The organism is Mucilaginibacter sp. P4_D1, from assembly GCF_056401935.1.
The window spans coordinates 1-26,530 of the sequence record NZ_JBFUIJ010000032.1 but is presented as its reverse complement, the minus strand read 5'-3'; the positions used below and the strand labels follow the sequence as shown (position 1 = coordinate 26,530).

The window sequence follows — 26,530 nt, the reverse complement described above, 5'->3', positions numbered from 1 at the left end:
ATGCTGTATCTTTCGGCCAGCCAACAATGAGCCCTTTATTATCAACCCTATTATTAGCTAAACGGTTACGTGCAAAGCATTGCCTTTGGTTGGTTTTATTTTGTATATTCCAATTGGCGTTTGCCCAAAAAAGTAGCGCGCAACTTGTTACCATCGGCTCGCAGCCAACAAGCGGCTGCGTTGGGCAGCCTATTGCCTTTACCGCGGTGGCAGCTAATCTGAGCGCGGCACCGGCCTACCAATGGCAGGTAAATGGGGTTAACGTGGGTGCCAACCAAAATAAATTTACCAGTAGCGCGCTTGTTAATGGCGATGTGGTGCAATGTCGTGTTACTACGCCCGGCCCAAACGGTACCGTTAGTACTACCAATAGTAACGCGCTTACCATGACCATCCTGTCGCCGCCCACTATTGTGCAGCATGATACCGCTATTTGCCCGGGCAGTACTATGGTGCTCCAGGCCGATGTTTCCGGCGCAGCCTATGCCAAATTTAAACCAGTCGATTTTTCGAACCAATTCAATTTCAACATCTCAACCAATACTTTCGGGCATCAGTTTGTTAATTGCCCTACCGGCAATGTCACTTTCAACGGTGTTCCGTATATCCTGTACCCCTGGAGTGATATGTTTACCGGCTGGAATGCAAGCAACGCTACCGGCCCCGATCCGCGTAAACTGTTTATCCCTGTTAATGAGGATGGTGCTGTGGCTATCAACCTGCTGGCCAATACCTATTTCGGCGTACCCGGCCCGTCGTCGTACGTAAGCGTAAGCTTTTGGGCCAATGGTGCCGAAGTGTACAAAAAAGATCTGATAGGCGACCAGGACATCCGCGACTTTAACGCCGCCCAGTTTACCAACCAAATTAATAACACCACCACAACCAACGCCTGGCTATCGCCCAACGGGCAAAACCGGCTTGATAATGTGCGTATCAAGATGCCCGCGCCAACCCGGATAGATAGTATTGTAGTGAATGACCATGGCGGTAACGGCCAGCGCCTGTTCATCATCGGCGCCACCGTGGAGAAAACGCCTGTCGCACTAAAATGGTCTACAGGCGAAACCGCGCCATCTATTACCATTGCACCATCGCAGCCAACAACTTACACCGTTATGGCCACTAATGGGGTGGCCAGTTGCAACGGTGGCAGCATCAACGTAAGCTTTACTACGCCGGTGGTGCCGTCAATAAGTATCAGCCAGTTAACCGGCAACGTTTGCCAGGGTAATCCGGTCACATTTACCGCAAGCGTGCTTAACGGGGGCAATGGGCCTACACTTCAATGGCAGTTAAATGGTGCCGATGTAGGTACAGATAGCTTCACCTTTACTACCAGGAGCCTTACAACCGGCGATATAGTAACCTGCCGGGTAACCCCACACAACCTGTGCCTTACCATACCCACAGCAACAAGCAATGCACTTACAGCAACGCTGTTACCGCAACCCGTAGTTGATGCAGGCCCCAACGTAACCATTCACCAGGGCGATGCCACCCAGTTAAAAGCCACCGCAAGCGGCGATATATTGAGCACGCAATGGAGCCCGGCTACCGGGCTTGATAACCCCGGCATACTTAAGCCGATAGCCACGCCAACCCAAACCACCAAATACACCTTGCTTGTGCAAAACCAAAGCACCTGCACGGCTACCGATAGCGTTATTATAAAAGTGTTGCCGCTTGATGTGCTGATCCCCAATGCTATCAGCCCCAATCATGATGGTGTAAACGACGTGTGGAATATTCAGCACCTTGATCAGTTTGCTACCTGTACGGTAAATATATTTAACCGCTACGGGCAAAAACTTTTCACATCCACCGGCTACGCCCGCCCATGGGATGGCACCTATAAAAACAAGCGCCTGCCTGCCGGTACCTATTATTATATTATTGATTTGAAAGACGGCAGCGCGGTACGATCGGGGTATGTAGTGTTGGTGTATTGAAGTATAGTATCAAGTAGTTAGTAGTAAGTATCAAGACTGCTGCAAAATAGTCTCAAGTAGTTAGTATCAAGTATCAAGACCGCTGTAGAATAGTCTCAAGTATCAAGTAGCAAGTATAAGACCGCTGCAAAATAGTCTTAAGTATCAAGACCGCTACAAACCCTGGTTAATCCAAAAGTCAAAAAATCTTACTACTTGATACTTACTACTTGATACCATGCACCCTCCGTTCACCGATGATTTCACAGCGTTCGCCGATAAAAACCGGGTGTACATCTAAATCAGCCAAAACTGCTGTAACGTTTTAAAAACGGGGGCGTCTTATTGGTGTATTTAAAAATAACACAATACAATTACTTGACAATCAAAATATTAATATCATGAAAACTACATTATTAACCATCGCCGCTTCATTAGTTTTAGTAGCTGGTTTATCAAACACAACTTTTGCGTCTACAAAAAATACCCAAAATGTTGCTACCGTATTAACCGATGTAAGCAACATCAATAAAATTGAAGTTCGCGGAAATGTTGAGCTTTATGTATCTGCCGGTACTGCCGATCAGGTTAAGGTTTACAACAAATACTATGCATCAGGTGCATTGGTACAAAGCTCAAAAGGTGTATTGCGCATAGCATCATATACGAAAGAAAAATTAGTGGTTTGGGTTACTGCAAATGACCTGCGCGCCATCAGCGCCTACGATAACGCCGAAGTAAAATCATTTGGCAAGTTATCTGCCATCGACCTGGATGTTACCCTAAGCAACAACGCTACTGCTAAATTAGATTTGGATACCTACAACACCAACGTAAATGTTAACAACAATGCTAAAATTGAACTTGCAGGCACAACACAGGTTTATACCCTTAACCACAACCTGCAATCAAGCGTTAATAATAATAATTTTATCGCCGGTACTTATACCGATAAATTAACAGGTATCTCATCTGCCAAAAACGAAAACGAGCTGGCAGGTTTGTAATTATATAAGCATCAGTAACTTTTGCAAAAGTCCATCATATATTCTGAAAAGCTATCATTTAAAATATGGTAGCTTTTTTTAATTTTGATGTAACATCTCAATCGAAACCAACGTCAAAAAAATCAAAACACTATGAAAAAATTTAACCTGAATATTGCCGCTTTAATTGCTATTGTATCTGTAAGTATATTTTCKTCATGTCGCTTTCATTGCGTACGTGGTTCTGGTAACATGACCACCGAGAATCGCCAGGCCGAAGAATTTACCAAGGTGAATATTGCAGGCGCTTTTAAAGTAATTTTAAAACAGGATAGTTCGCTAAAAATCAGTATCACCGGCGATGATAACCTGCTTAAATACGTATCAACCTCTGTTGAAAACGGCGAGTTACACATCAAGTCGAGAAAATCTTTTTGCGACGATCATATCGAGATCACCGTTGGCGTGCATAACCTGAAAGAAATAGGCGCATCCGGCGCGGTTGAAGTATCATCAGACGGAAAAATAAATGCCGGCGATTTTAAGTTCGACTTATCGGGTGCCACGAAGGTTAACCTTGACCTGAATGCAGCCAACGTAAAAACCGAGGGCAGCGGCATGAGCGAATTAAACCTAAAAGGGCAAGCAGCATCGCATAACGTAGAATCAAGCGGTGCCACCAAGATTAACGGATTTGATTTTGTTGTAGGCGATTATGAAATTAATACTTCGGGTGTGAGCAACTGCAAAATCAATGTATTAAAAACGTTGAATGTGCACTCCAGCGGCGCAGCCGAAATTGAATATAAAGGTTCGCCTGCAACCGTAAATAACGATAAATCTGGCGCATCAAGCATAAAAAAAGTTGATTGATACCAACGTTAAATTGAAATACCTACCACTATCTTATCATGAAAAAGTTTTTAAAATATGCAGCTTACGTTGTAATTGCTGTTATCTTGATTATTGTAGCAGGCGTATCATACATTACGCTTGCTTTACCTGATGTGGGTAAACCCGAAGATATTAAAGTAGAAGCCACGCCACAACGTATTGAACGTGGTAAATACCTGGCAAATCATGTAACCCTGTGTATGGATTGTCACTCTACCCGCGACTGGACAAAATTTGCCGGCCCCATGCTGGAGGGCACCGAGGGTAAGGGCGGCGAAAAGTTTACGGCGGCGGACGGTTTTCCCGGCAATGTAGAAGTGCCCAACATCACCCCGTATAATTTAGGCCGGTGGACGGATGGCGAACTGTTTCGGGCAATCACCACCGGCGTAAAAAAAGATGGTTCGGCCATTTTTCCGCTGATGCCCTGGCCATATTACTCCAAAATGGATCGTGAAGATCTTTACAGTATTATAGCCTATATCCGCTCGCTTAAGCCAATAAAAACAGATTACCCCAAAAGTACACTCGATTTTCCGTTGAATATTTTGGTACATACCATGCCGAAAAAGGCAAGTTTAGGCACACGCCCGGATGAAAAGGATACGCTGAAGTACGGCGAATACCTGGTTACCTCGGCTGCCTGTATGGAATGCCACAGCCAGGTAGATAAAGGTAAAATAATACCGGGTATGGAATATGCCGGTGGCCGCGAATTTGTAATACCAGGTTATGGTGCCGTAAAATCGTCAAATATTACATCCGATAAAGAAACCGGGCTGGGCAGCTGGACAAAAGCGCAATTTGTAAACCGCTTTAAGGTTTATGCCGACACCACCAAAGGGCCGGCGGGTGTTAAATTGCATGAATACCAATCTATTATGCCATGGTATAAATACGCCGGCTTAAAAACAAGCGACCTGGAAGCTATTTATGCCTATGTTAAAACCATTAAACCTGTTAAAAACCAGTTTGTGAAATTTGTAGCGAAGTAAGAGGAGATGAGAAGTAAAGTTGCGCAACGGATTCAGGCTGAAACGCCTTGCCACGTACGGGTTTTTGTGCGGTGGTATACGTATATTGTAGTCCGGGTAAATAAAATAAGGCAGACGAAAAATCGTTAGTGGCGAACAAAAGCTTTATGTATGCAAGAGTTTTAATTAAAAATAAATTCATACTTTTGCGCCTCGAAATTTGTATAGTCCGCAAGTTATTTTCGGTCTACATTTCAATGGATCAATTAAAATACCCGGTAAAAAGATGAATATTACACAGGAAAAAGTAGATGCCCTGAATGCAGTTGTTAAGATCAATATCGATCCTGCCGATTATCAGCCACGTGTTGATAAAGCGATAAAAGAAAACGCGAAAAAAGCAAAATTACCAGGTTTTCGCCCGGGCATGGTGCCAGCATCACATATAAAAAAAATGTACGGCAAAAGTATTTTGGTTGACGAGATCAATAACCTGCTACAGGATACCTTAACCAAATATATTGAAGAGCAGGACCTGCGCGTATTAGGCCAGCCTTTGCCAAAAACTGATAACGAAAAAGAGTACAACTGGGATTTTGCCGATAATTTTGAGTTTAATTATGAACTGGGTTTAGCTCCGGAATTCAATATTGACTTTTCATCAAAAGATAAAGTTACCCAATACGTAATTAAAGTTGATGACGAAACATTAGCTTCACGTATCAAAAATATTCGCCGTAGCTATGGCAAAATGACAAATCCTGACGTATCGGCAGACGATGACGTTCTTTACAGCGAATTAGTCCAGCTTTCTCCGGATGGTAGTGTTTTTGAGGGTGGAATAAGCAATACAGCATCTGTACGTTTAGACCAAATTAAAGACGAAGCCATTAAAGCTTCATTAATTGGTTTAAAAAAGGGCGATGTATTGACGTTTGATATTCAAAAAGCTTACGATAACGACGCAGCCAAGGTTGCCGGCTTATTAAAGATAGAAGAAGACGAAGCGGCCGATTTACAATCAAACTTTCAGCTAACTGTTAAAAACGTTAACCGGTTAGAAGAAGGCGATTTAAATCAGGAGTTCTTTGACAAATTATTTGGTGAAGGTGTAGTAACAACCGAAGCGGAATTTACAGCTAAAATTACCGAAGAGCTTGAAACAATGATGGTGCAGGATAGCGAACGCAAATTGCAGGACGATATCTACAAAGCAAGCATTGCTAAAGTTGACTTTAATTTACCTGACGATTTCTTGAAACGTTGGTTAAAAGCTACCAACGAAAAACTGACCACAGAAGAGCTGGAAGGCGGTTATAATGATTTTGCTCAAAACCTTAAATGGACTTTGATTGAGAACAAAATAATTACCGATAACAAAATCGAAATCAAATACGATGAGGTTTTCGCGCTTGCAAAAGTTAGGTTAGATCAGCAATTCAGGATGTACAGCCCACAGGCTATCCCTGAAGATCAGTTGGCACAATACACCGTACAATACCTGCAAAATAAAGAGAATGCTAACAAAATATTTGAAGAAGTAAAAGCATTAAAGGTGTTTGATTATATTAAAAGTGTAATCACTTTAGATAAACAAGACATCCTGTTTACTGATTTTAACAAATTGGTTTCTGAAAAATAAGGAACACAATTTTGAAATATATTTTACCAAAAGCAACTCACAAGGTTGCTTTTGTTGTATAGGTAGGGTTGGAAGTTAAAAAGTCCGGAAGTCAGTAAAGTCGGAAAGTCCGGAAATCAGCAAAATCCGGCGGGCGAATAAATGCAAGCGTGCTACAAAACCCGATACTTTTGGTCTTCCGGACTTTTCCGACTCCTTCACCGCTAAATAATTTTTACTTTGTACAAACTATCTTCCTGAAATTGTATTCAACTAAAAACTATATTTATACGCAGGTAAAATGCCTGCATCCTAAAAATAAAACATACACAAACACCATGAGTAATAATATCGATAAAAACGAATTCAGAAAATACGCTGTTAAACACCACCGTATTAACAGCCTCTTTGTAGATAAATATCTTGGAAATTTTGATAGCCGCCGCATGCCGCAGGGCATTGCTACCACGGTACCAACCGGCATGACGCCGTACATTATTGAAGAACGCCAGCTTAACGTTGCCCAGATGGACGTATTCTCGCGTTTGATGATGGACCGTATCATTTTCCTTGGCGATGCGATTTATGAAAATATTGCAAACATTATTCAGGCTCAATTGCTATTCCTGCAATCGGCCGATGCTAAACGCGATATCCAGATTTATATCAATTCACCTGGTGGTTCGGTTTACGCTGGCCTAGGGATTTATGATACCATGCAGTTCATTTCAAATGATGTAGCAACTATTTGTACAGGTATGGCCGCTTCAATGGGCGCTGTATTATTAGTAGCCGGTACCGAAGGTAAAAGGGCAGCGTTACCACACGCAAGGGTAATGATTCACCAGCCATCTGGTGGTGCGCAGGGCCAGCAATCAGATATTGAGATCACTTACCATGAGATCACTAAACTGAAAAAAGAATTGTACCAGATAATTGCCGATCATAGCGGCGCCTCATTCGAAAAAGTTTGGGATGCATCAGACCGTGATTACTGGATGATTGCCGAAGAAGCCAAAGAATTTGGTATGGTAGATGAAATTTTAAGAGGAAATAAAGGGAAATAAGTTCTAAGTCAAAAGTCTTAAGTCGGGAGTTCTAAGTAATTTAAAATAAGGACTTCGGACTTAAGATTTCAGACTCAAGACTTCAATCACTTTGAAATCTCGCTCTAAATAACTAATTTTGATTAAGTAAACGAATCAGATGAATAAAAACAGTAAGGAAATCAGGTGCTCATTTTGTGGTGCCGGTAAACAGGATTCCCTGATGTTGATTGCGGGGCTCGACGCTCATATCTGTGATAAGTGCGTTAACCAGGCTAATGAAATATTAGCTGAGGAGTTAAAGGTGCGTAAAGTAAAGTCGTCGCCGCTGGCGCCTGCCTTGCTTAAACCGTACGAAATCAAAACTCACCTCGATCAATATGTAATTGGTCAGGATGATGCCAAAAAGATATTATCAGTAGCCGTATATAACCATTACAAACGCCTTAACCAGCGTATCGATAAGGATGAGGTTGAGATTGAAAAATCAAACATCATTATGGTTGGCGAAACAGGTACAGGTAAAACATTGCTTGCTAAAACCATGGCAAAAATATTAAACGTTCCGTTTTGTATTTGCGATGCTACGGTACTAACCGAAGCCGGTTACGTGGGCGAGGATGTGGAAAGCATTCTGACCCGTTTATTACAGGCTGCCGATTATGATGTAACCCTTGCCGAAAAAGGCATTGTATACATTGACGAGGTTGATAAAATTGCCCGTAAGAGCGATAACGCTTCGATAACCCGCGATGTATCTGGCGAAGGTGTGCAGCAGGCCTTGTTGAAGATACTGGAAGGTACCATGGTTAACGTACCACCCCAGGGTGGGCGTAAACATCCTGATCAAAAAATGATTACGGTGAATACAAGCAATATCCTGTTTATATGTGGTGGCGCATTTGACGGTATAGACCGGAAGATAGCCAACCGTCTGCGTACCCAAACAGTTGGTTATAAATTAAAGCGCGATGATGGCGAGATAGATATGAAAAATCTGTACAAGTACATCACCCCGCAAGATTTGAAATCATTTGGCTTGATACCCGAATTAATTGGCCGTTTGCCTATATTAACTTACCTGAACCCGCTTGACAGGGGAGCCTTGCGCAATATACTCACCGAGCCTAAAAACTCGTTATTAAAACAGTACAAAAAACTGTTTGAATACGAAGGTGTAAAGCTGGACTTTGAAGATGAAGTGCTGGAATTTATTGTTGATAAGGCGATGGAATTTAAGTTGGGGGCAAGGGGCTTGCGCTCAATTTGTGAAGCGATTATGATAGATGCGATGTTTGAGTTCCCATCAAAAAAAGATGTGAAACGCCTGCATATCACGCTGGATTACGCCCACGAGAAATTTGAAAAATCGGATCTGAAAAAATTAAAAGTAGCTTAACCTCCCGGTAAAACCCCGAAGCTATCTTTACTTAAATAACACAGACCCTGGTGAAACGCCGGGGTTTGTTGTATCAGGTAGTTGGCAATTTTGAGTCGGCAGTTTGCAGTAAAAAAGGACTGTACACTCAAAACTGAAAACAGGCAACTGCCCACTGCAAACAGATAACTGCAAACTAATAAGGCAGCCCCAACAGGCTGCCATTGCTGGTTAAAACAAAAAATTATTTAATATGAACGAAGAATTAAATGCAAAAAAGAACCCTACCGATGCACCGGTAGTGAAAGAAGTGCAATCGCCCGTAAAATCGGGACTGAAGACAAAGGAGGCCATTGTGGCCAACTGGTTACCACGTTACACCGGTCGCCCGCTGGAGGCTTTTGGTGATTACATTATCCTTACCAATTTCTCAAAATATATCCAACTATTTAGCCAGTGGAACGATGATGCGCCGATAATGGGCCTTGAGAAACCCATGCAAAGTGTTACTGCCAATGGCATTACCATTATTAACTTTGGCATGGGCAGCTCGGTAGCGGCAACAGTAATGGATCTTTTAACAGCCATACACCCCAAAGCGGTGATATTTTTAGGAAAGTGTGGAGGTTTAAAAAAGAGGATCGCTGTAGGCGAGCTTATACTACCCATAGCAGCAATCAGGGGCGAGGGTACATCTAACGACTATATGCCTGCCGAAGTGCCTGCATTGCCATCATTTGCCCTGCAAAAAGCCATATCAACCACCATTCGTGATTTTAGCCGCGATTACTGGACAGGTACCTGCTACACCACCAACCGACGCGTTTGGGAGCACGATAAAGTATTCAAAAAATACTTGAAAGATTTACGCGCCATGGCCGTAGATATGGAAACTGCCACCATTTTTACCACCGGCTTTGCCAACAAGATCCCTACTGGAGCACTGCTGCTGGTATCAGACCAACCAATGATCCCCGAAGGTGTAAAAACAGCCGAAAGCGATTCTGTGGTAAGCGAACAATACGTAGAAACGCATCTGAAAATTGGTATCGAATCGTTAAAGCAGTTAATCAATAATGGGTTAACGGTTAAGCACCTAAAATTTTAATTTGGTTCATTAGTTCACTTGTTCATTAGTTCATTGGTCTTTTCCGGCGGCCAAGTCTGGTGCCAATAACCCATGTCATTGCGAGCGCAGCGCGGCAACCTCGTAGCTTTGCATATAGTTTATGCTTTGGCGACGAGATTGCTTCGTACCTCGCAATGACATGGCGGGAAAATAGGTGTCGCTGTGTCATCGTTCAACAATGACCTAATGATTCAATGACCCCACAACTACCTGTTTCATCCCCTCCCTTCCATAAAACACCGGGAAATACATCATCTCGGCTTTAGCCGGGTTTAGCGTGTATTTACCATCATAACGGGGGATGAGGTTTACGGTGAAAGTATATTTGCCTTGTTTAAGCTTGCGGCAAAATACGCTCACCTTCTCCTTAAAGTATTCTCTGTGAACTTCATTATTGCTCCAGGGCTGGTCCTTGCTTTCGTAAGAGCAACCTGCCGGGATGGGGATTTCTATCATTACAAAATCGGCATCGCCCTGGGCGGTAACTTCGGCTTTTAATTGTACAACTTCGCCGCCTCTCAGGTTGGTCAATTTCTTTTCCTGGCGCTCAAACCAGGTATCTACAGTAAACTCCTTGTTTACCTTTTCGGGCTTGCTGTTCCAGAATTTTTGCGAGCCGGTAATGTATACAGGTAAACTGCCGGTTTTGCTAACGCTGATATCCTGCGGATTGAACGTGGCCGAGTAGGGGAATGCCGTAATTGTTTGCGTGCTTGTTTCTTTTATAGTGATGGCCGAAGGTTTTACCTGCTTATCAGTAACTAAAAGATCGGGAAGGATGGTTTCCAGTATCAAAGCCGATTCGTAGGTGTTGCGCCATTCGCCGTTGCTGCGCTGTTCTAAAAAATAACCTTGTATCCTGCGCAGCAATTCGGGGTGTTTGCCCTCGGCTTTAATGATATGGTAAGCCAGTATACTCAGCTGGATGGAATTATCGAAGAAACGGTAACTGTCATCGCCCCAGTAAATATTGCCAAATAAAGTGCGGTGCTCGCGGGCATACAAACTATCCAGTTTAACAGGTAAGCCAGTTTCCTGTTTCACCAGCATCAGCCTTAATTTATCATAAGCAGATAGCGGGAAGCCGGTTTTTAGCTTGAAAGCTTTGTTTTCCTTTTCAACAACATCCACATATTTTTGATAGTCTGCTTTTGCTTCCAGCTTGTGGAGCAGCTCCAGGCAGGTGAGCTTATCCGCACCGCGATAGCTTTCCAATTGATAAACCAGGTAGTCGGTTAGTTTTTGCTTATCCAGCTGAATTACATAGCCTTCCTTTTGGGCATCGAGCAAAGCCTCTACCGCATGCAGGCTTATCCAAAGTTCCTCATCGGTATCTTTCCACCAGCCCCAGGTGCCATTTGCCCGGCGGTTTTCCTGCAGTTTTTTAATTACATCTTTAATGTTTTTCTCGTATTTAAAATCTTCACCCAGGAATTTTCTGATCCGTTTTTCTGCTAACAAACCTTTTAGTTTTGAGGCCAGCTGCTCATTGCACAGATACTTATAATCGCGCAGCTTGCGGGTTTCCTCGGAAAGGGTAGGTAATACCGATGCCTCGGCCCTGAAGGTAACCAGCCCCATGGCCGGGTCGAATTTTAGGTTTACGGTGGTATCGCTGTTCAGTGCCTCAAATACGCCTTTGGTTTCTTCAACCCCTTGTTTTATAACAGGCACCTTGCGGCGTTCGCCATCAAAATAACCGTTATTGCGTTTAATGGTGTATTCAAAATTCAGGCTATCGGTAGCTGAAGCAGTTATGCCCAGCGTATCTATTTTAGCGTTGGTAACCGTTATGGCATCCTGTTTTACCTGTTGCCCGTTATAAGTAAAGGTGCGGGTAAGGTTAACAGCATCGGTATTGTAATTCATCACTTTACATATCAGTTTCATCTCGTCGCCGGCTACAGCAAATTGCGGGGCAATGAAATTGGCGCTGATGGGTTTGAATGATTTGATCTGACCATCGGCATAGCCGGATTGCTGCTGGTTGTTTATACCAACAACAAATGTGCGCCAACTGGTAATATCATCCGGGAATGTAGCGGTAAAACTCGCTTTGCCCTGCGCGTCGGTTGTTAATTTGGGCTGCCAGTAGGCGTAGTCGGAGAAGTTTTTACGCAGCGTTTGTTCCGCGGCTTGCTGCGTACCATCCGCGTTGGCATTGTCGGTTTTCTTTTTGGTGGTTATTACAATTACGCCGTTTGCTGCGCGCGCGCCATATATAGCTGTGGCGGCAGCAGATTTTAATACGCTCATGTTCCCAATACTGTTAGGGTCAACATTATCCATGTTATCAACAATAACACCATCAATAACAATTAATGGTTTACCATTATCTGCGGTTGCGATGCCCCTGATACTGATTTCGCGCAAAGCCGATGAGGATACAACAGACACCGAACCTGTAACACTTTCTCTGCGTTGCGTGCCATAGCCAATTACCACTACCTCGTTGAGTTGCGAGTTGTTGGTAAGCAATACGGCCTCTACAACAGTTGCCGGGTGTATGGTCATTTCTAAAGGCTGATAGCCAATGTAGTTAAACAATAATGTACCTGTGTTTGGTACTTTGATGATGAACTTTCCATTAATATCAGTTTGTACTCCTGTTCGCATGCCTTTTACTCTGACAGAACAACCCAATACCGGCAAGCCATCATCTTTGGCTATCACCCGTCCGTACATTACATTTTTAAAATTGCTATCGTCCACATACCTGCTGTTAAATGCTTCCTTTAACTTCAAAGCATCATTATCGATGCTATAATCTTTGCGACTGTAAGCTCCCGTACGGCTGTTGATTACATTGTTGATCTGGATACTTACCGAATCTTGCTTTTGGGCAGCTATATCTACCTGGTAAAAGTTACGGCCGTATGGCTTTACTTCGATGTTGCTTTTGATATAGTAGGTGTTTTTTTCAAGGAGGAAAAACATGCGGTACTTACCGGAGGCCAATCGTCCAAAATTGGTTGTGTTGCCCTCATAAACGTTCATGAAATCGGGTTCGCCATCTTTGTAAATGATCACGTTTTTTATAAATGGTATTAGCTTGTTTTTTTGAGCAATGCTTATCAATAATAAACCCTGTTTTTCGCCAACCGGCGCATCGTTATTAAAAAGCCGCGTGGTTTGGCTCCGCAGATCAAGATAACGCGACCAGAGTTTTTCGGTTTCGGCCCTGGTAAGGGCATATTGTGTGTAATCTTCGGTAGTGAAGCCTTTAAACGTTTGCGTATTAAAGGGGTACCTGGTGCCGATACTCTTTTGCTTTAAAAGGCCGGGCTCAAAAAGGTAGGAGTAACCTGGTTCGGCAATAAATGAGCGGGTAATTTCGTCCTTGATTTTAAAGTTGGCGTTATTGTTTGCCAAAGGCCCTACCAATATTTCGTTACCATCGGTATTATTAAAGGATGGATTTAGCAGCATGATTTGGCCGTCCTGTTCAATGGTTGCCATTTTTTGCTGAAAGTTATTCACCACCCTTATCATGTGCTTGTTTAATACCATGGCTTCGTAGGTCGACAAGGTATCCGTGGCCTTTTCAAACTCGGCGTTTTTATTAATCACGGTATCGGCATTTACGCTTAATATCATTTTTTTGCCTTTGCCAACAACAACATCACTAAGCCTGATCACATTATCAAACGTCCGGAACCGTAGGGTATGGTTACCCGGAATTACCGCGAAGCTATAACGCTGTAGTTGTTGTGCCTGGCTAAAATAAACTGGGATGCCGTCAATATACAGGATATGTACAGGAACTATAGCGCCGTTTTTTACTACAAACGGAGCTATTTGGGTAACGCTGTCGGGCGCCGGCTCTTGAATTTTATAGGTTGTTGCGGGGTGGGTGAACTGAAAATAGGTAATACTATCTAACCCCATATCTTTACTCCAGCGCTGCCAGTTAAGGGGTAACAAACCGTCTTTCTCCATCAGTTGCAAATTGGCAAAGGGTTTGGTAACCGCGCTTTTATAAGCCTTGCCCAGGTAAGGCACAAAGGGCGCAGCATAGTTAGGGAATTTGCGGGTGAGCGCCCACGCTGTGATATCTACGCCGGCCACGGCTTTGCCCAATACATCCTTAACTTCAATCTCGGTTTTTACCTGCTGGCCGGGGTATACGGTTATGGGCTGTTTAACTTTAATATCCAGCAATTTGTCTTTGTAAGGAATAGCCAGGCCGGTGTACCGGTTTTCGCCGCCCCAAATGTAGCTTAAAACAAAAACTACCGGGTCTTTATTGGTATATCTCTTTTTATAAACAAGGTTGTAGGCATCGCCGGCATCAACCTGCTTGTTATTGTTAAGCAGCCAATACCAAAAGTGAATATGGTGCGGGTTGCTCACCTTTACAAATAACGAATCGGCGGTTTGGTAGCCTGTGAAACTAACATCGCTTTGCAACTGCTGCACGCCTATTTCAATGGCGGCACTATCGGCTTCAACAAAGTAGCTCCGGTTGTTTGGGTTAACAATAACAGCTGTCGGTAAGGTAACATTCAACCGCGAAATGGTATCGCCATTAAAATTTATCGCCTTTATGCGGGCGGGCAAACTGATTGTTTTGCCCTTAAATAATGGCGTTATCTTTAACGAATCATTCACATACTCGTATTTTAGTTTATAGTTTTTGTACTTAAAATAAAGATATTCTGTTTCATAATGGCGCTCATTGTCTGAGTTTAACAGCACAGCCTGCATCGTATAGTTAATGTCGGCCTTCTGGAAGATAGAATCGGGTATGGTTACCTTTGTTTCGCCAATGGCATCAAGCGTTACCTGGTGTGTCCAAAGGGTATCGGGTACAAATATTTTTCCTGCTTTAAATTGTGTTACGCCGTTGGTTACCAGTGTCAATGCCACACGCCCGTCGGGTAGGGGCAGGTCGTTTTCATCTGTCGCCTTTAGGTAAACAGAAACCGGGCTGCCCGGTTCATGCTCTTTTTTATCTGTACGAATGTTAAATGTGGTTGATTTTAGCTCGTATTCCTCGTAATTAAACTTGCCCGCAATAAATGTATTACGCATTGCCCATAATTTGCGGTCGTCATCGTCATCATATTTATCCAGGTCGTATTTGGCGCTTGATGGATCGTCGAGGGTTATGTAATATTCCTGGTCAAGGCTAAGGTCCAGGCTATCTTTCAAAACAAAACTATATTCAAAGGCGCCTTTTCGGTAGCAGTCAACATAGCCCAATATTTTACCATTATCGTCAGCATGTTTTTGTATTCGTACCAGCAGGCGCTTATCATCAATTGCAGCTCTTGATTTCCGGTCGATTATAAATGCTTTTAGTTTTACGGTATCCAAAGGTTTATACATCGGCTTATTAAAAGCTATAAAGCCGGTATATTTTTTGTTTTCGTAAAAGCGGTTCTCAAACCTGTAATCGCGGTCGCTTTCATCTTTTTTAAGCCATMTTTTTAACCTGTACCACTTAGCATCAAACCATCGCTTGCTTAAAAAAGTAATACTGTTACGGTTTTGTTTAAGCTGATAATAATTGGTTACGTCGCCATATTCGGCTTTTATCAAAACGGAATTTTTTAGTTTAGTATGATAAAGATTGGTTTTTTGATCAAGGCTGATGCTACTGCCATGCGTGCTAACAACAGCGTTAGTGATTGCATTACCAAGCTTATCGGTAAGGGAGAAGCTTAGGTCCTGGTTGTTTTTTATTACCTTCAAATAAGCCGAATGCATTTCAATCAGCTTATACTTTAGCTGATTTTTTTCGGCATAAACCTTTAAATAGTTACCCGGCAGAAGGTTATTTTTCCAGTTGTCGTCGGTTTTAAACGAATCTACCGGGTGCTGCAATATTTTTTCATCGGGATCTTTATCCGGGTATTTATAAAACATCAGCACATCGGCCGGTGCAATTTTGTAGATGTAGGTATAAAAACTGCTTTGCCTGCTGGGTGTAAGCAGCTTTTGCGCAAATAAATGGCCTGTAAAAAAAACTGTGATCAGGATAAGCAATAAGGTTTTTTTATAAAGCGATAACATAGTGGTGAAATTAAAGTCTAAAGTTTTAAGCCGGAAGTATTGAGTCCTAAGTCTAAAGTGAATAAACTAACTTTTTTAACTCGCCACTCAGAACTCAAAACTCACTACTCCCACAAGATGCACATCTATTTACTTTTCCATAAAGAAAGTTCAGTTTATAAAAACTATTTTTGAGGCGTAATCCCGCTTAGTACACCGGATTAGTAGATATTAAATTTATGTGGCATAATAATATATTAGATACCATTGGCAACACGCCGCTGGTGAGGTTAAATAAAGTAACAAAGGACATTCCTGCAACGGTTTTGGCCAAAATTGAAACAACCAATCCCGGTAATTCCATTAAGGACCGTATGGCCCTTAAAATGATTGAGGATGCCGAAAAAAGTGGCAAGCTTAAACCCGGCGGTACCATCATTGAAGGTACATCGGGCAATACAGGTATGGGCCTGGCTATTGCGGCGGTGATAAAAGGCTACAAGTGCATTTTTACCAGCACGGATAAACAATCAAAAGAAAAATTTGACGCCCTGCGTGCCTTTGGCGCCGAGGTGATTGTTTGCCCAACCAATGTGGAGCCCGAAGATCCGCGATCGTACTACTCGGTATCGTCCCGTTTAGAGCGCGAGGTGCCTAATTCCTGGAAGCCCAACCAGTACGATAACCTGAGCAACTCGCAGGCGCACTACGAACAAACCGGCCCCGAAATTTGGGAGCAAACCGAGGGCAAAATCACGCACCTGGTGGCTGGTGTAGGCACAGGAGGTACCATATCCGGCACAGCGCGTTACCTTAAAGAAATGAACCCCAACATCAAGGTGCTGGGCATTGATACCTACGGATCGGTATTTAAAAAATACAAGGAGACCGGTGATTTTGACAAAAACGAAATTTACCCTTACATCACCGAAGGCATTGGCGAAGATTTTTTACCGCAAAACGTTGATTTTAGCCTGATAGACCACTTTGAAAAAGTAACCGATAAAGACGCCGCCCTGATGACCCGCGAGGTTGCCCGCAAAGAAGGCATCTTTGCAGGTAACTCCACCGGATCGGCCGTGGCCGGGGTGATTCAGATGAAGGATATGTTTAAAGGAGGCGATGTAGTGGTGATCATTTTCCCCGACCATGGTACCCGCTACCTGGGTAAAATGTATAACGACGACTGGCTGCGCGACCGCGGTTTCCTGAAAGATGGCAAACTTACCGCCCGCGACATCATCAGCAAAAAAGATGTACAGGAAATTATCACCATCGACTGCGAAAAATCGGTGCTGGAAGCTATCAATACTATCAAATCGCTGAATATCTCGCAAATCCCGGTTACCCAAAAAGGTATGGTGATTGGCAAGATCACCGAAAGTGATATCCTGAACTCACTGTTAGAGAACCCATCCATCAAATCGCAGCCGGTTAAAAATATTACCACTGCACCATTCCCGTTTGTTGATCTGAATACCTCTATCGACCGTATCTCGGGTATGATCAATAAGGATAACATTGCCGTACTGGTTGAAAGCGAAGACGGTAAAATTGAGATTATTACGCAGTATGATATTATAAACGCGATATCGGCTTAGATTGRATAGTATCAAGTAGTTAGTATCAAGTAGTAAGATTTTTTGAAGGTGTTATGCTTAGGCATGGCACCTTTTTTAGTATTCCTTATTATTGGGCGGTCAATAAAAAATCTTCGAGGTTATCAGGTGTAATGCCAAATGTTTTTGATCCTTTATAATTTTCAGTGAATGTTTGTGGGAAACGTATATTGCCTTTTGCAGACCACTTGAATTCAAAGGCTGTCAACTGCTCTCCATCATCTTCTATCAGGTCAATTTCCTGTTGTTGATTGGTGCGCCAGAAATATTGTGCTACATCCAGATTGTGGTAGCGCAAAAATTTCATACGCTCGGCAATTACGTAGTTTTCCCACAATGCCCCGGTATCGGTTCTGGAAGAGAGTGGCTTAAAATTATTAATGATGGCATTACGAATGCCGCAATCAAAAAAATAAACTTTTTTGCCTTTTTTGATTTCATTGCGAACATTGCGGCTAAAGGCTGGTAAGCGAAACACCACATATGTTTTCTCAAGCAAGTCGATATATTTATCGATGGTTTTGCTATCACTGCCGGTGGTTTGAGCCAGTTCGTGATAGCTAACTTCACTTCCAACCTGTAGCGCGAGGGCTTTCAGTAATTTTTCCAGAAGAAGTGGTTTTTTCACCTGTTCCAGCATCAGTAAGTCTTTGTAAAGGTAACTGTTAGCCAGTAATTTCAACAATTCGGCTTCTTCTCCTTGCTTAGTAACGATCTCGGGGTAATAGCCATAAATCATCCGGTGTTCTATCAATCGTTTTTCCTGTATCAATCCTATCTGGTCTGCCAATTCCGAAAAACTTAGCGGATAGAGCATAAACTCATATTTTCTGCCGGTTAATGGCTCGTTAACCTGGCTCGATAGCTCAAAGGCCGATGAACCTGTTGCGATAACCTGTACCTCTTTAATCTGATCGGTAAACAATTTCAAGGTAAGTCCGATATTGGGAATGCGTTGGGCCTCGTCGATAAACAGGATTTTTTTATTGCCAACCACTGCCTTCAATTTTGTCGCCGTGGTGTTGGTCAATATATCCCGAACATCTGCATCATCGCCGTTAAGGTACATGTAATCCTTGTTTATTAAAACTTGTTCAATAAGTGTGGATTTACCGGATTGGCGCGGTCCAAAAAGCAATATAGCTTTTCCTTTGAATAGCCGTTGTTCAATAATGGCTTGCAGTGTACGTTTAATCATCTTGGCCTGTAATTTATAAAATACATAGTGAATTTGGATTGTAATCCAAAAATAACATAGTAATTAAGGATTTGCAAGAAAAATATTCGAACTTACACCAAAAGACTAATGAATGCATTGGTTAAATTACTGTTTAGCGTGAAATTAAGGGTATCATTATATTCCGGGAAAGTTTACGGAAATTTGTGTTTTGCAGGAGGGAACGGAGGGTTAAAGATAAGAGGTGTTATGCTTAGGCATGGCACCTTTTTTAGTTTATATTTGGGTATGAAATATCTGCTTATATGCTTTCTATTCGTTCCCATATTTTCTTTTGCTCAACAAAAGGATAAAGAAGTGACTGCGTTTTGGAGAACAGAAATAAAAAAAGCACTTGCCAATAAAAAAAATCAACGGGTAGTTGATATGGTTATCCCGGATTCTGCCACGGCTGTTGTTGTTGCAGAGCCTATTTTATTTAAAGTTTATGGCAAGGATGAGATATTGGGCGAAAAGCCCTACAAAGTTAATTCTGTTGATGGCTACTGGGTGTTGACAGGAACCTTGCCCGAGGGATATGTCGGCGGCACATTTGTTATAATTATGGCTGCTAAAGACGCTAGAGTGATTAAATTAATTCATTATAAATAAGTTAATTAGTTATATTCTGTCATCTTTCTCCGAACCCAATTTTTAATGTTCACATCATAAAAATTAAAACCGATGTCGATGGTTATCTATGACCCTGAATATTTGGAGCAAGCACACCGGGCTTCTATTTTTCATAAAACCCAAATAGTGCAGAGTGATATTTGCGGATGTTTTTATTGCCTTGGGATTTTTTATCCCGATGGAATACTGGAATGGACTGATCAAGGAAATTCAGCAGGAGAGACAGCATGGTGCCCGTTATGCGCAATGGATACAGTGATAGGTTCAGCATCGGGGTTTCCGGTAACCGACAGGGACTTTTTGATACAAATGAACGCAAAGTGGTTCTCTTCGGATGATGACGACGAAGCTGATGAATAGTAATAATAGTAACAAAAATTGCCGCTTGGTAACTTCGCTAATCCTATTTTAAAGATTTAGCAACCTCTTGCGGCGTAAGTAAAGTCAGTTTCATCCAAACGGGTGTGGCGGGGTTGCCGTTCTTGTCAACGGTTACCACGGTTACCTGGTCTATCAGTTCAATGCCTTTTACAATTTCGCCAAAAACGGTATAGTGCCCATCAAGAAAAGGCGTTCCGCCAACAGTGCGGTAAGTATTGCGCTGAGTTTCGGTAAAGTGGGTGTTGTACTTTTTTTCGATAGCATCCAGTTGGTCGTTGGTCCAGGTGCGGCCGTCTACAATATAAAACTGGGTGGTGTATGATGATTCGGTTTTGTTGGCATCCCGGCCCATGGCCATTACTCCCCGGCGATGGTATAAATCGGCTACAAACTCAGGCGCTATCCATTTCATTTCGGGCTTTAAGGTGCGCCCTTTGTCATATAACGAATCCGGGTCGCCGCCTTGTATCACAAAACCTTTCAGTATCCGGTTAAAGGTGGTGGCATCAAAATAATGGCTTTTAACCAGTTTTATGAAATTATCGCGGTGCACCGGCGTTTGGTTGTACAGTTTTACAATACACCATCCCTGTGGCGTTTCTATTTTTACATATGTGTTTTTTGGCTGGGCAAATGCACCCAGGCAAAGGCATAACAAAGCGGCAAACAGGAGTAGCGATCTTTTCAAGTTGGTAAAGTTTACAGAAACCAATAAGCATGGTTTGCTGCTGACTAATTTAATTAAAACTGTGCTTTCGCCGGCAATTTATTTTAACGCCTTATACTTATAAAATAATCCAGCCTTTCAATAGCGCCTAAGCGGCGGCATGTTGCTAAATGTAAATGGTATTTGGTTATATTTACGCACCGGGCAAAAGGGGCCGGTAAACCAATATAACCGGGAACAGCAGGAAGGAGGCTTGTTCCAAATTACCGAAAAATCAACCTTTAACAGGTTCAGCTATGAAAAAATATGTGTTGTTTTCCGTTATGTTTGTTTGCGTTATGTTTTGCTGTTTTAACAGTTTTGCCGCCGGAGTAGATACCCTGGATGTTAATAGCCAGGTAATGCAAAAAACGATTAAAGCCGCTGTAGTGCTACCCCAATCATACAAAAGCACGCAACAAAACTACCCCGTGATTTACCTGCTGCACGGTGGGCAGGGCAACTACCGCGACTGGCTATCAAAAACCGACGATAGGCTGCTGCTGCACAAACTTGCCGACCAGTATAATTTTATCATTGTTACGCCCGATGCCGGGCTGATGAGCTATTACTTTGATAGCCCCCTGGATAAAGGCAGCCAATACGAAACTTTTATAACCAAAGAACTAATAGCAAAAATAGATGGCACTTACCACACCATAAAAGACAGGAAGGGAAGGGTTATAGCCGGCCTATCAATGGGTGGCCACGGTGCTATGTATTTATCGGCGCGCCACCCCGAATTATATTGTGCTGCCGGCAGTATGAGCGGCGTAATGAACATTAACACCGCCACCTGGACAGTGCCGGCCGAATTTGCCCAATTGCGCAATAAAAACTTTGAACATTTGCTTGGCCCGCCCAAAGATGCCGCGAACCCGTACCGCGAATACTCTGCCGTGGGGCTGGCCGATAAAATGAAAGCCAACGATGTGAAGCTGATTTTTGATTGCGGGTTTGACGACATCATGATTAAACCCAACCGCGAACTGCACCAACTGTTATTAGCCAACGGAACGCCCCACGAATACACCGAACGCCCCGGCAAACACGAATGGCCCTACTGGAGCAACGCCGTAGCTTACCAGTTCCTTTTCTTCCAAAAAGTGATGAGTAGTATTAAGTAGTATCAAGTAGTGCGTATCAAGATTTTTGACTTTCGGATTCAAGGATACAATTGCAGCGGTCTTGATACTTGATACTCGCTACTTGATACTAAATGGCCCACCATATTTCTTATTAGGTAACTCCTTTTCGCATTAAACTTCAAAAGGCTTGCAAATGCTAAATTTAATCGTAACTTTCATCATACTTTCACACCCTCCTCACAAGATTTTTTTATAAATCCTAAGGCTCTTTAATTTCATTTTATGCTCACAGCGGATCCCCATCATATTATTGCCATTGGCGCATCTGCCGGCGGTATGGATGAAATTAACTCGTTTTTTGACCATACCCCTTTAGATGGGGTATCGTACGTAATTATCCAGCACCTATCGCCCGATTTTAAAAGCCGGATGGTTGAGTTATTGGCCAGGCATAGCAAGCTGGTGGTAAAAGAGGCCCAAAATGGCGTTACCGTAAAAAGTAATGAGGTGTACCTGATACCACATGATCAGTTTATGACCATTCATGATGGCACACTGGTGTTAACAGAAAAAGCAAAGCATCCCGGCCCGCACCTCACTATTGATCTTTTTTTTAACTCGCTGGCCGATAATAGCGGCACCAAAGCCATAGGGGTAATACTTTCGGGCCTGGGGCGCGATGGGACAGAGGGCGTTAAAGCTATTAAAAAAGGCGGCGGAATGGTGATGGCCCGCAACCCCGAAACTACAGCTTTTGGTAGTATGCCATCGCACGCTATCGCTACCGGCATGGTCGATTTTATTTTAGAGCCCGAACTTATGCCGGCCGCAATTGAAGAATACGTAAAACATGAACAGGAGCTATTAGCAGATGAAGAGGAGGACGAAAAAAACATCGCCGAAATTATAGCGTTGATAAAAGAAAAATCGCCGCTTGATTTTTCGGATTATAAACTGAGTACCATCCTCAGGCGTACCAAAAGGCGCGCATCCAATAAAAACTACTCGTCGCTTGCCAGCTATCTTGATTTTTTAAAAACATCGCCCGATGAGGTAGAAGCCCTGGGTAAGGATTTCCTGATCAGTGTAACTTCGTTTTTCAGGGATAAAGAGGCGTTTGAATTTATCAAGAGCGACATATTGCCCGATTTGCTGGGAAAGCTTACCGCAGGCGAAGAATTAAAAATGTGGATAGCCGGCTGCGCCACAGGCGAAGAGGTTTATTCGATAGCCATTTTAATTGCCGAACACCTCAACGGCAATTTTGCAAACGTAGCAGTAAAACTGTTTGCCACCGATATCGACGGTGTTGCCATGGCCCACGCTGCTAAGGGAGTTTACAACCATGCTATAAAGAAAGATGTATCGGCAGAGCGGCTGCAAAACTATTTTATTAAAGAAAAAACAGGCTACCGGGTTACACCGGCTATTCGTAAGATGGTGATTTTTGCCCAGCACGACCTGGTGAAAAACCCGCCGTATTGCAATATGCACCTGATTACCTGCCGCAACCTCCTCATTTACATGACGCCGGTACTGCAAAAGAAAATATATACGATGCTGCTGTTCGGGCTAAAAATTAATGGGTACCTGTTTTTAGGATCGAGCGAGAGCCCAATGCCTATTATTAAGGACCTGGAAGTGGTAAATAAAAAATGGAAGATATACAAAAACCTGAAGGCCAAACGGGGCGTCAGTTTCGACGCGTTTTCGCTGCCCGAGTTACTGGATATCAAACGCACACCTGCAAAATTTTTGCCCGAAGATACCGGCAATGCCAATAACGCGTTATCTGAGCATATGCACACCCTGCTTGCCAAAGATATGGGCTACCTGGCCGTTTGTATTAATGAGGCCAATAATGTGGTAAAATCATATGGGGATACTTCCAGGTTTTTGCTACAGCAAAACTTTAATTTAAACCTTGCCGAGTTATTGCCCAAACCACTTGCCATTGCATTCAACGCGTTAAAAATTGATGCCCTAAAAACAAACGAGAAGGTTAGTATTAGCGGTGTTAAAATTAAATACGGCAAAAAAATAATTAAGGTAAACCTGGCGGTTATCCCGCTGATACCTAAAAAAGGTGATCAGCCCTTGTTGTTGGTAACCTTTATGCAGGATACTAAGGTGAGCACTGCCACGACCACCGATAAAGTATTTGACGAGAAAATTTATCATGACAAATACACCACCAACCTGGAAGAAGAATTAAAGGAGCTGAAGTTTAAGCTTAACTCGGCTTACGAAAGGCTGGATGCCTCAAACGAAAATATGCAATCCTTTAACGAGGAGCTGATATCTGCCAACGAGGAGATGCAGAGTACCAATGAAGAAATGGAATCGGTGAACGAGGAGCTGCATACTATCAATTCAGACTACCAGTTAAAAAATAAAGAGCTGCTGGAAACCAACGACGACCTGAACAATTATTTCAGGAGTAACATAAATGGCCAGTTGTTTATTAATAATAGCCTGGAGCTGATGAAGTTTTCGCCGGGTACCGTAAAGCAGATTAACCTGTTGGAAACCGACATAGGGCGGCCGCTGAGCAATATATCAACCAATATTAAATTTGAAACTATTATTGATGATGTAAAAAAGGTGCTTCACGATGGCAGCGTAATCACTAAAGAGATTGAAACCAACAATGGCAAATGGTACCAGATTATGACCATGCCTTACGTGCAGCAATCTGATAATAAGCGGAATGGCGCTATTATTACCTTTAACGATATCACCGAATTAAAAGGCATTCAGCAGCAATTAAATATCAGTAACAATATGCTGGGAATGGCCATCGACTCTACCGAAATGGGCACCTGGACTATAGATATTAAAACCCGAAGGTTTACCCCGTCTGCCCGCCTTAAAACAATGTTTGGCTTTTACCCAAGTGAGGCTATGAGTTATGAAGACGCCATAGCCCAGGTTGTTGAAAAATACCGGCATGTGGTAACCAATGCAATAGAAACCGCCATGAGCACCGGTGCTAAATGTGACGTGGAATATCCGCTCCTGGGGTTTCACGACAAAAAGCTGCGTTGGGTACGCGGAATTGGCAACCTGGCATTGGATAATGATGGCAAACCAACCTATTTTACCGGCCTGCTGCTTGATATAACCGTTTTTAAACTGGATGAGCTCCGTAAAAACGATTTTATTGCCATGGCAAGCCACGAATTGAAAACGCCACTTACCGCGATACAGGGATACGTACAACTATTAAATTTAAAAGCTAAAAAAGCCAGTGACGATTTTGGAGTTACCTATCTTGCCAAGGCCAATAGCCAGGTAAAAAAGATGACATCGCTGATTAATGGTTTTTTAAATGCATCAAGTTTTGAAGCAGGTAAAATTTACCTGAACGAAGAAACTTTCGAGATGAATACCTTATTGGACGAAGTTGTTGAAGAACTGTTATTAACAACCAATACGCACCAGGTGAGCGTAATTCCCGGTACTGTTATCTCAATCAGGGCCGACAGGGACAAGATAGGCCAGGTGATCAATAATTTTTTGAGTAATGCGGTAAAATACTCGCCTAAGGGTGGCAGTATTAAATTGTACTGCCAACAAGCCGATAATATGCTGCTGGTTAGCGTTAAAGATGAGGGGATAGGCATTAACCCCGAGGAACAGGAAAAGCTTTTTGATCGTTACTACCGGATCGAAAATCCGAATACGGTAAGTATCTCGGGTTTTGGACTGGGCCTTTACCTATCGGCTGAAATTATTCAAAGGCATAAAGGCAAAGTATGGTCAGAAAGTGTATTGGGTGAAGGATCTACTTTTTACTTTAGCCTGCCGTTGGCAACTGTGCTAAACTGATGAAATAATTTGGGCAAAAAAGTCGGTTATACTAAGATTATTATCCGCGGTGGCCATCAATCCTGATGGAAATGCGCTACTTTTTCCTCGCCATCATAAATCCGTTATCTACAGTTTTGAACCCAATCTTAGGGTAATATTCCATAGCATCGGGCACGGATAGCAGGAGTATCATCACCTCGTCGCCCAGGTGTTGTTGGGTTAATTCGATCAGTTTTTTACCGATGCCCGATTTTTTGAGTGTGGTTGTAACTGCCAGGTCGGCAAGGTAGCAACTCCATGCACCATCGGTAATGCAGCGGGCAACGCCGGCAAGTTCATTGTTATGCCAGGCAGTAACAATAAGGTTTGACCCCTTGTAAATACGCTTTATCCTATCCAGATCGTCGACAGGGCGGGGGAGGCCACAGTTCTTGTAAAGTTCAATTACCTGTTCGGCGGTAGGGGTTATATCAAATTTATAGGTGATTTCCATAAGTATTTCAATTTTGTATCTGCGGGAGCAAGTTAGGCCGAAATAAGCTGGCTTTAATAGTCCGGGTTGTAAACCATTGGTAGGCCAATTTAGCTATACGGGCCGCAGTGGAGTACTTGCGACTTGATACAATTATTTTCCCCCCTGGCGGACCAAAATTTTGACACTTATACCAGCGACTTGATCCAATTATTGCTCCACCTGGCGGTTCAAAATCTTGATACTTGATACTTGCTACTTGATACAATTATTGCTCCACCTGGCGGCTCAAAATCTTGATACTTGATACTTGCTACTTGATACTATCCCTGATACTATCAGGGCTGACGCATAAGAAACGTTAAAAACGGGAGGTGTTGCCAACAAAATGTTGATAAAGAGGTGATAAGTTTAAGGGTTGCGGTTGTCAAAAAGGCTTTCAAGTTTTTTTCTTTGTAAAAAAGAATATGCCCACATCCCTTCACGATCATTTCAGATGGATACCCGATCCACGCACGGGCAATAATAAGAAGCATAATTTACTGGAAGTAATCATTTTATCGGTCTTGGCAGTGTTATGTGGAATAAGAAGCATAATTTACTGGAAGTAATCATTTTATCGGTCTTGGCAGTGTTATGTGGTGCT

General features: G+C 42.8%; 18 protein-coding genes. 14 read left to right on the top strand and 4 right to left on the bottom strand.

What is annotated here, in order from left to right; genetic code table 11:
* Positions 1 to 26 precede the first annotated feature (26 nt).
* The 8 genes from AC1DV1_RS22240 (at position 27) to AC1DV1_RS22205 (ending at position 9,938) form a co-directional block, all read left to right on the top strand.
* Positions 27 to 1,952 (top strand): gliding motility-associated C-terminal domain-containing protein, encoded by a 1,926-nt coding sequence (locus AC1DV1_RS22240; RefSeq protein ID WP_477363620.1) that lies wholly within the window; start codon positions 27 to 29, stop codon positions 1,950 to 1,952.
* Between the two features lie 380 nt (positions 1,953 to 2,332).
* Complete coding sequence (locus AC1DV1_RS22235) at positions 2,333 to 2,938, top strand: GIN domain-containing protein (protein ID WP_477363617.1); 606 nt, start codon at positions 2,333 to 2,335, stop codon at positions 2,936 to 2,938.
* A 132-nt stretch (positions 2,939 to 3,070) separates the two neighbouring features.
* Positions 3,071 to 3,790: a head GIN domain-containing protein gene (locus AC1DV1_RS22230; RefSeq protein WP_477363614.1), complete on the top strand. Its 720-nt coding sequence runs from the start codon at positions 3,071 to 3,073 to the stop codon at positions 3,788 to 3,790.
* Positions 3,791 to 3,828: 38 nt separating this feature from the next.
* Positions 3,829 to 4,806 (top strand): c-type cytochrome, encoded by a 978-nt coding sequence (locus AC1DV1_RS22225; RefSeq protein WP_477363611.1) that lies wholly within the window; start codon positions 3,829 to 3,831, stop codon positions 4,804 to 4,806.
* A gap of 265 nt (positions 4,807 to 5,071) precedes the next feature.
* Positions 5,072 to 6,427: a trigger factor gene (tig, locus tag AC1DV1_RS22220; RefSeq protein WP_477363608.1), complete on the top strand. Its 1,356-nt coding sequence runs from the start codon at positions 5,072 to 5,074 to the stop codon at positions 6,425 to 6,427.
* 317 nt (positions 6,428 to 6,744) lie between these two features.
* A complete protein-coding gene (locus AC1DV1_RS22215) occupies positions 6,745 to 7,473 on the top strand; it encodes an ATP-dependent Clp protease proteolytic subunit (RefSeq protein ID WP_090649479.1) in 729 nt (242 codons plus the stop codon).
* Positions 7,474 to 7,612: 139 nt separating this feature from the next.
* On the top strand, positions 7,613 to 8,851 hold the full coding sequence (clpX, locus tag AC1DV1_RS22210; protein WP_477363605.1) for an ATP-dependent Clp protease ATP-binding subunit ClpX: 1,239 nt from the start codon (positions 7,613 to 7,615) through the stop codon (positions 8,849 to 8,851).
* A gap of 232 nt (positions 8,852 to 9,083) precedes the next feature.
* The gene (locus AC1DV1_RS22205) at positions 9,084 to 9,938 is read left to right on the top strand and encodes an AMP nucleosidase (protein WP_147059034.1); all 855 of its coding nucleotides are present in this window, start codon (positions 9,084 to 9,086) and stop codon (positions 9,936 to 9,938) included.
* A gap of 204 nt (positions 9,939 to 10,142) precedes the next feature.
* Here AC1DV1_RS22205 and AC1DV1_RS22200 read toward each other — a convergent pair whose 3' ends face one another.
* Positions 10,143 to 15,977, bottom strand: a complete 5,835-nt coding sequence (locus tag AC1DV1_RS22200) for an alpha-2-macroglobulin family protein (protein WP_477363603.1) — start codon at positions 15,975 to 15,977, stop codon at positions 10,143 to 10,145.
* A 218-nt stretch (positions 15,978 to 16,195) separates the two neighbouring features.
* Here AC1DV1_RS22200 and AC1DV1_RS22195 point away from each other — a divergent pair, with 218 nt between their 5' ends.
* Complete coding sequence (locus tag AC1DV1_RS22195; protein ID WP_477363601.1) at positions 16,196 to 17,557, top strand: pyridoxal-phosphate dependent enzyme; 1,362 nt, start codon at positions 16,196 to 16,198, stop codon at positions 17,555 to 17,557.
* 88 nt (positions 17,558 to 17,645) lie between these two features.
* On the opposite strand, the gene AC1DV1_RS22190 is transcribed toward AC1DV1_RS22195, so the two are convergent.
* Entirely contained in the window at positions 17,646 to 18,773 is a 1,128-nt protein-coding gene (locus AC1DV1_RS22190) for an ATP-binding protein (protein WP_477363598.1), read from the bottom strand.
* A 108-nt stretch (positions 18,774 to 18,881) separates the two neighbouring features.
* Between AC1DV1_RS22190 and AC1DV1_RS22185 the strand changes: the two genes are divergently transcribed.
* Both AC1DV1_RS22185 and AC1DV1_RS22180 read left to right on the top strand, forming a co-directional pair.
* Positions 18,882 to 19,403 (top strand): NTF2 fold immunity protein, encoded by a 522-nt coding sequence (locus AC1DV1_RS22185; protein ID WP_477363595.1) that lies wholly within the window; start codon positions 18,882 to 18,884, stop codon positions 19,401 to 19,403.
* Between the two features lie 72 nt (positions 19,404 to 19,475).
* Positions 19,476 to 19,784: a hypothetical protein gene (locus AC1DV1_RS22180; RefSeq protein WP_477363592.1), complete on the top strand. Its 309-nt coding sequence runs from the start codon at positions 19,476 to 19,478 to the stop codon at positions 19,782 to 19,784.
* A 43-nt stretch (positions 19,785 to 19,827) separates the two neighbouring features.
* On the opposite strand, the gene AC1DV1_RS22175 is transcribed toward AC1DV1_RS22180, so the two are convergent.
* Positions 19,828 to 20,493: a peptidylprolyl isomerase gene (locus tag AC1DV1_RS22175; RefSeq protein WP_477363589.1), complete on the bottom strand. Its 666-nt coding sequence runs from the start codon at positions 20,491 to 20,493 to the stop codon at positions 19,828 to 19,830.
* Positions 20,494 to 20,768: 275 nt separating this feature from the next.
* Here AC1DV1_RS22175 and AC1DV1_RS22170 point away from each other — a divergent pair, with 275 nt between their 5' ends.
* Both AC1DV1_RS22170 and AC1DV1_RS22165 read left to right on the top strand, forming a co-directional pair.
* Positions 20,769 to 21,638 carry an alpha/beta hydrolase gene (locus tag AC1DV1_RS22170; RefSeq protein WP_477363586.1) on the top strand — a complete coding sequence of 290 codons (870 nt, stop codon included), beginning with the start codon at positions 20,769 to 20,771 and terminating at the stop codon, positions 21,636 to 21,638.
* A 243-nt stretch (positions 21,639 to 21,881) separates the two neighbouring features.
* Entirely contained in the window at positions 21,882 to 25,430 is a 3,549-nt protein-coding gene (locus AC1DV1_RS22165; RefSeq protein ID WP_477363583.1) for a chemotaxis protein CheB, read from the top strand.
* 76 nt (positions 25,431 to 25,506) lie between these two features.
* Here the strand turns inward: AC1DV1_RS22165 and AC1DV1_RS22160 are convergent, their stop codons facing one another.
* Positions 25,507 to 25,905, bottom strand: coding sequence for a GNAT family N-acetyltransferase (locus tag AC1DV1_RS22160; protein ID WP_477363580.1), 399 nt, complete (start codon positions 25,903 to 25,905; stop codon positions 25,507 to 25,509).
* A gap of 446 nt (positions 25,906 to 26,351) precedes the next feature.
* On the opposite strand from AC1DV1_RS22160, the gene AC1DV1_RS22155 reads away from it, so the two are divergent.
* Entirely contained in the window at positions 26,352 to 26,495 is a 144-nt protein-coding gene (locus AC1DV1_RS22155) for a transposase family protein (RefSeq protein ID WP_477363577.1), read from the top strand.
* Positions 26,496 to 26,530 lie beyond the last annotated feature (35 nt).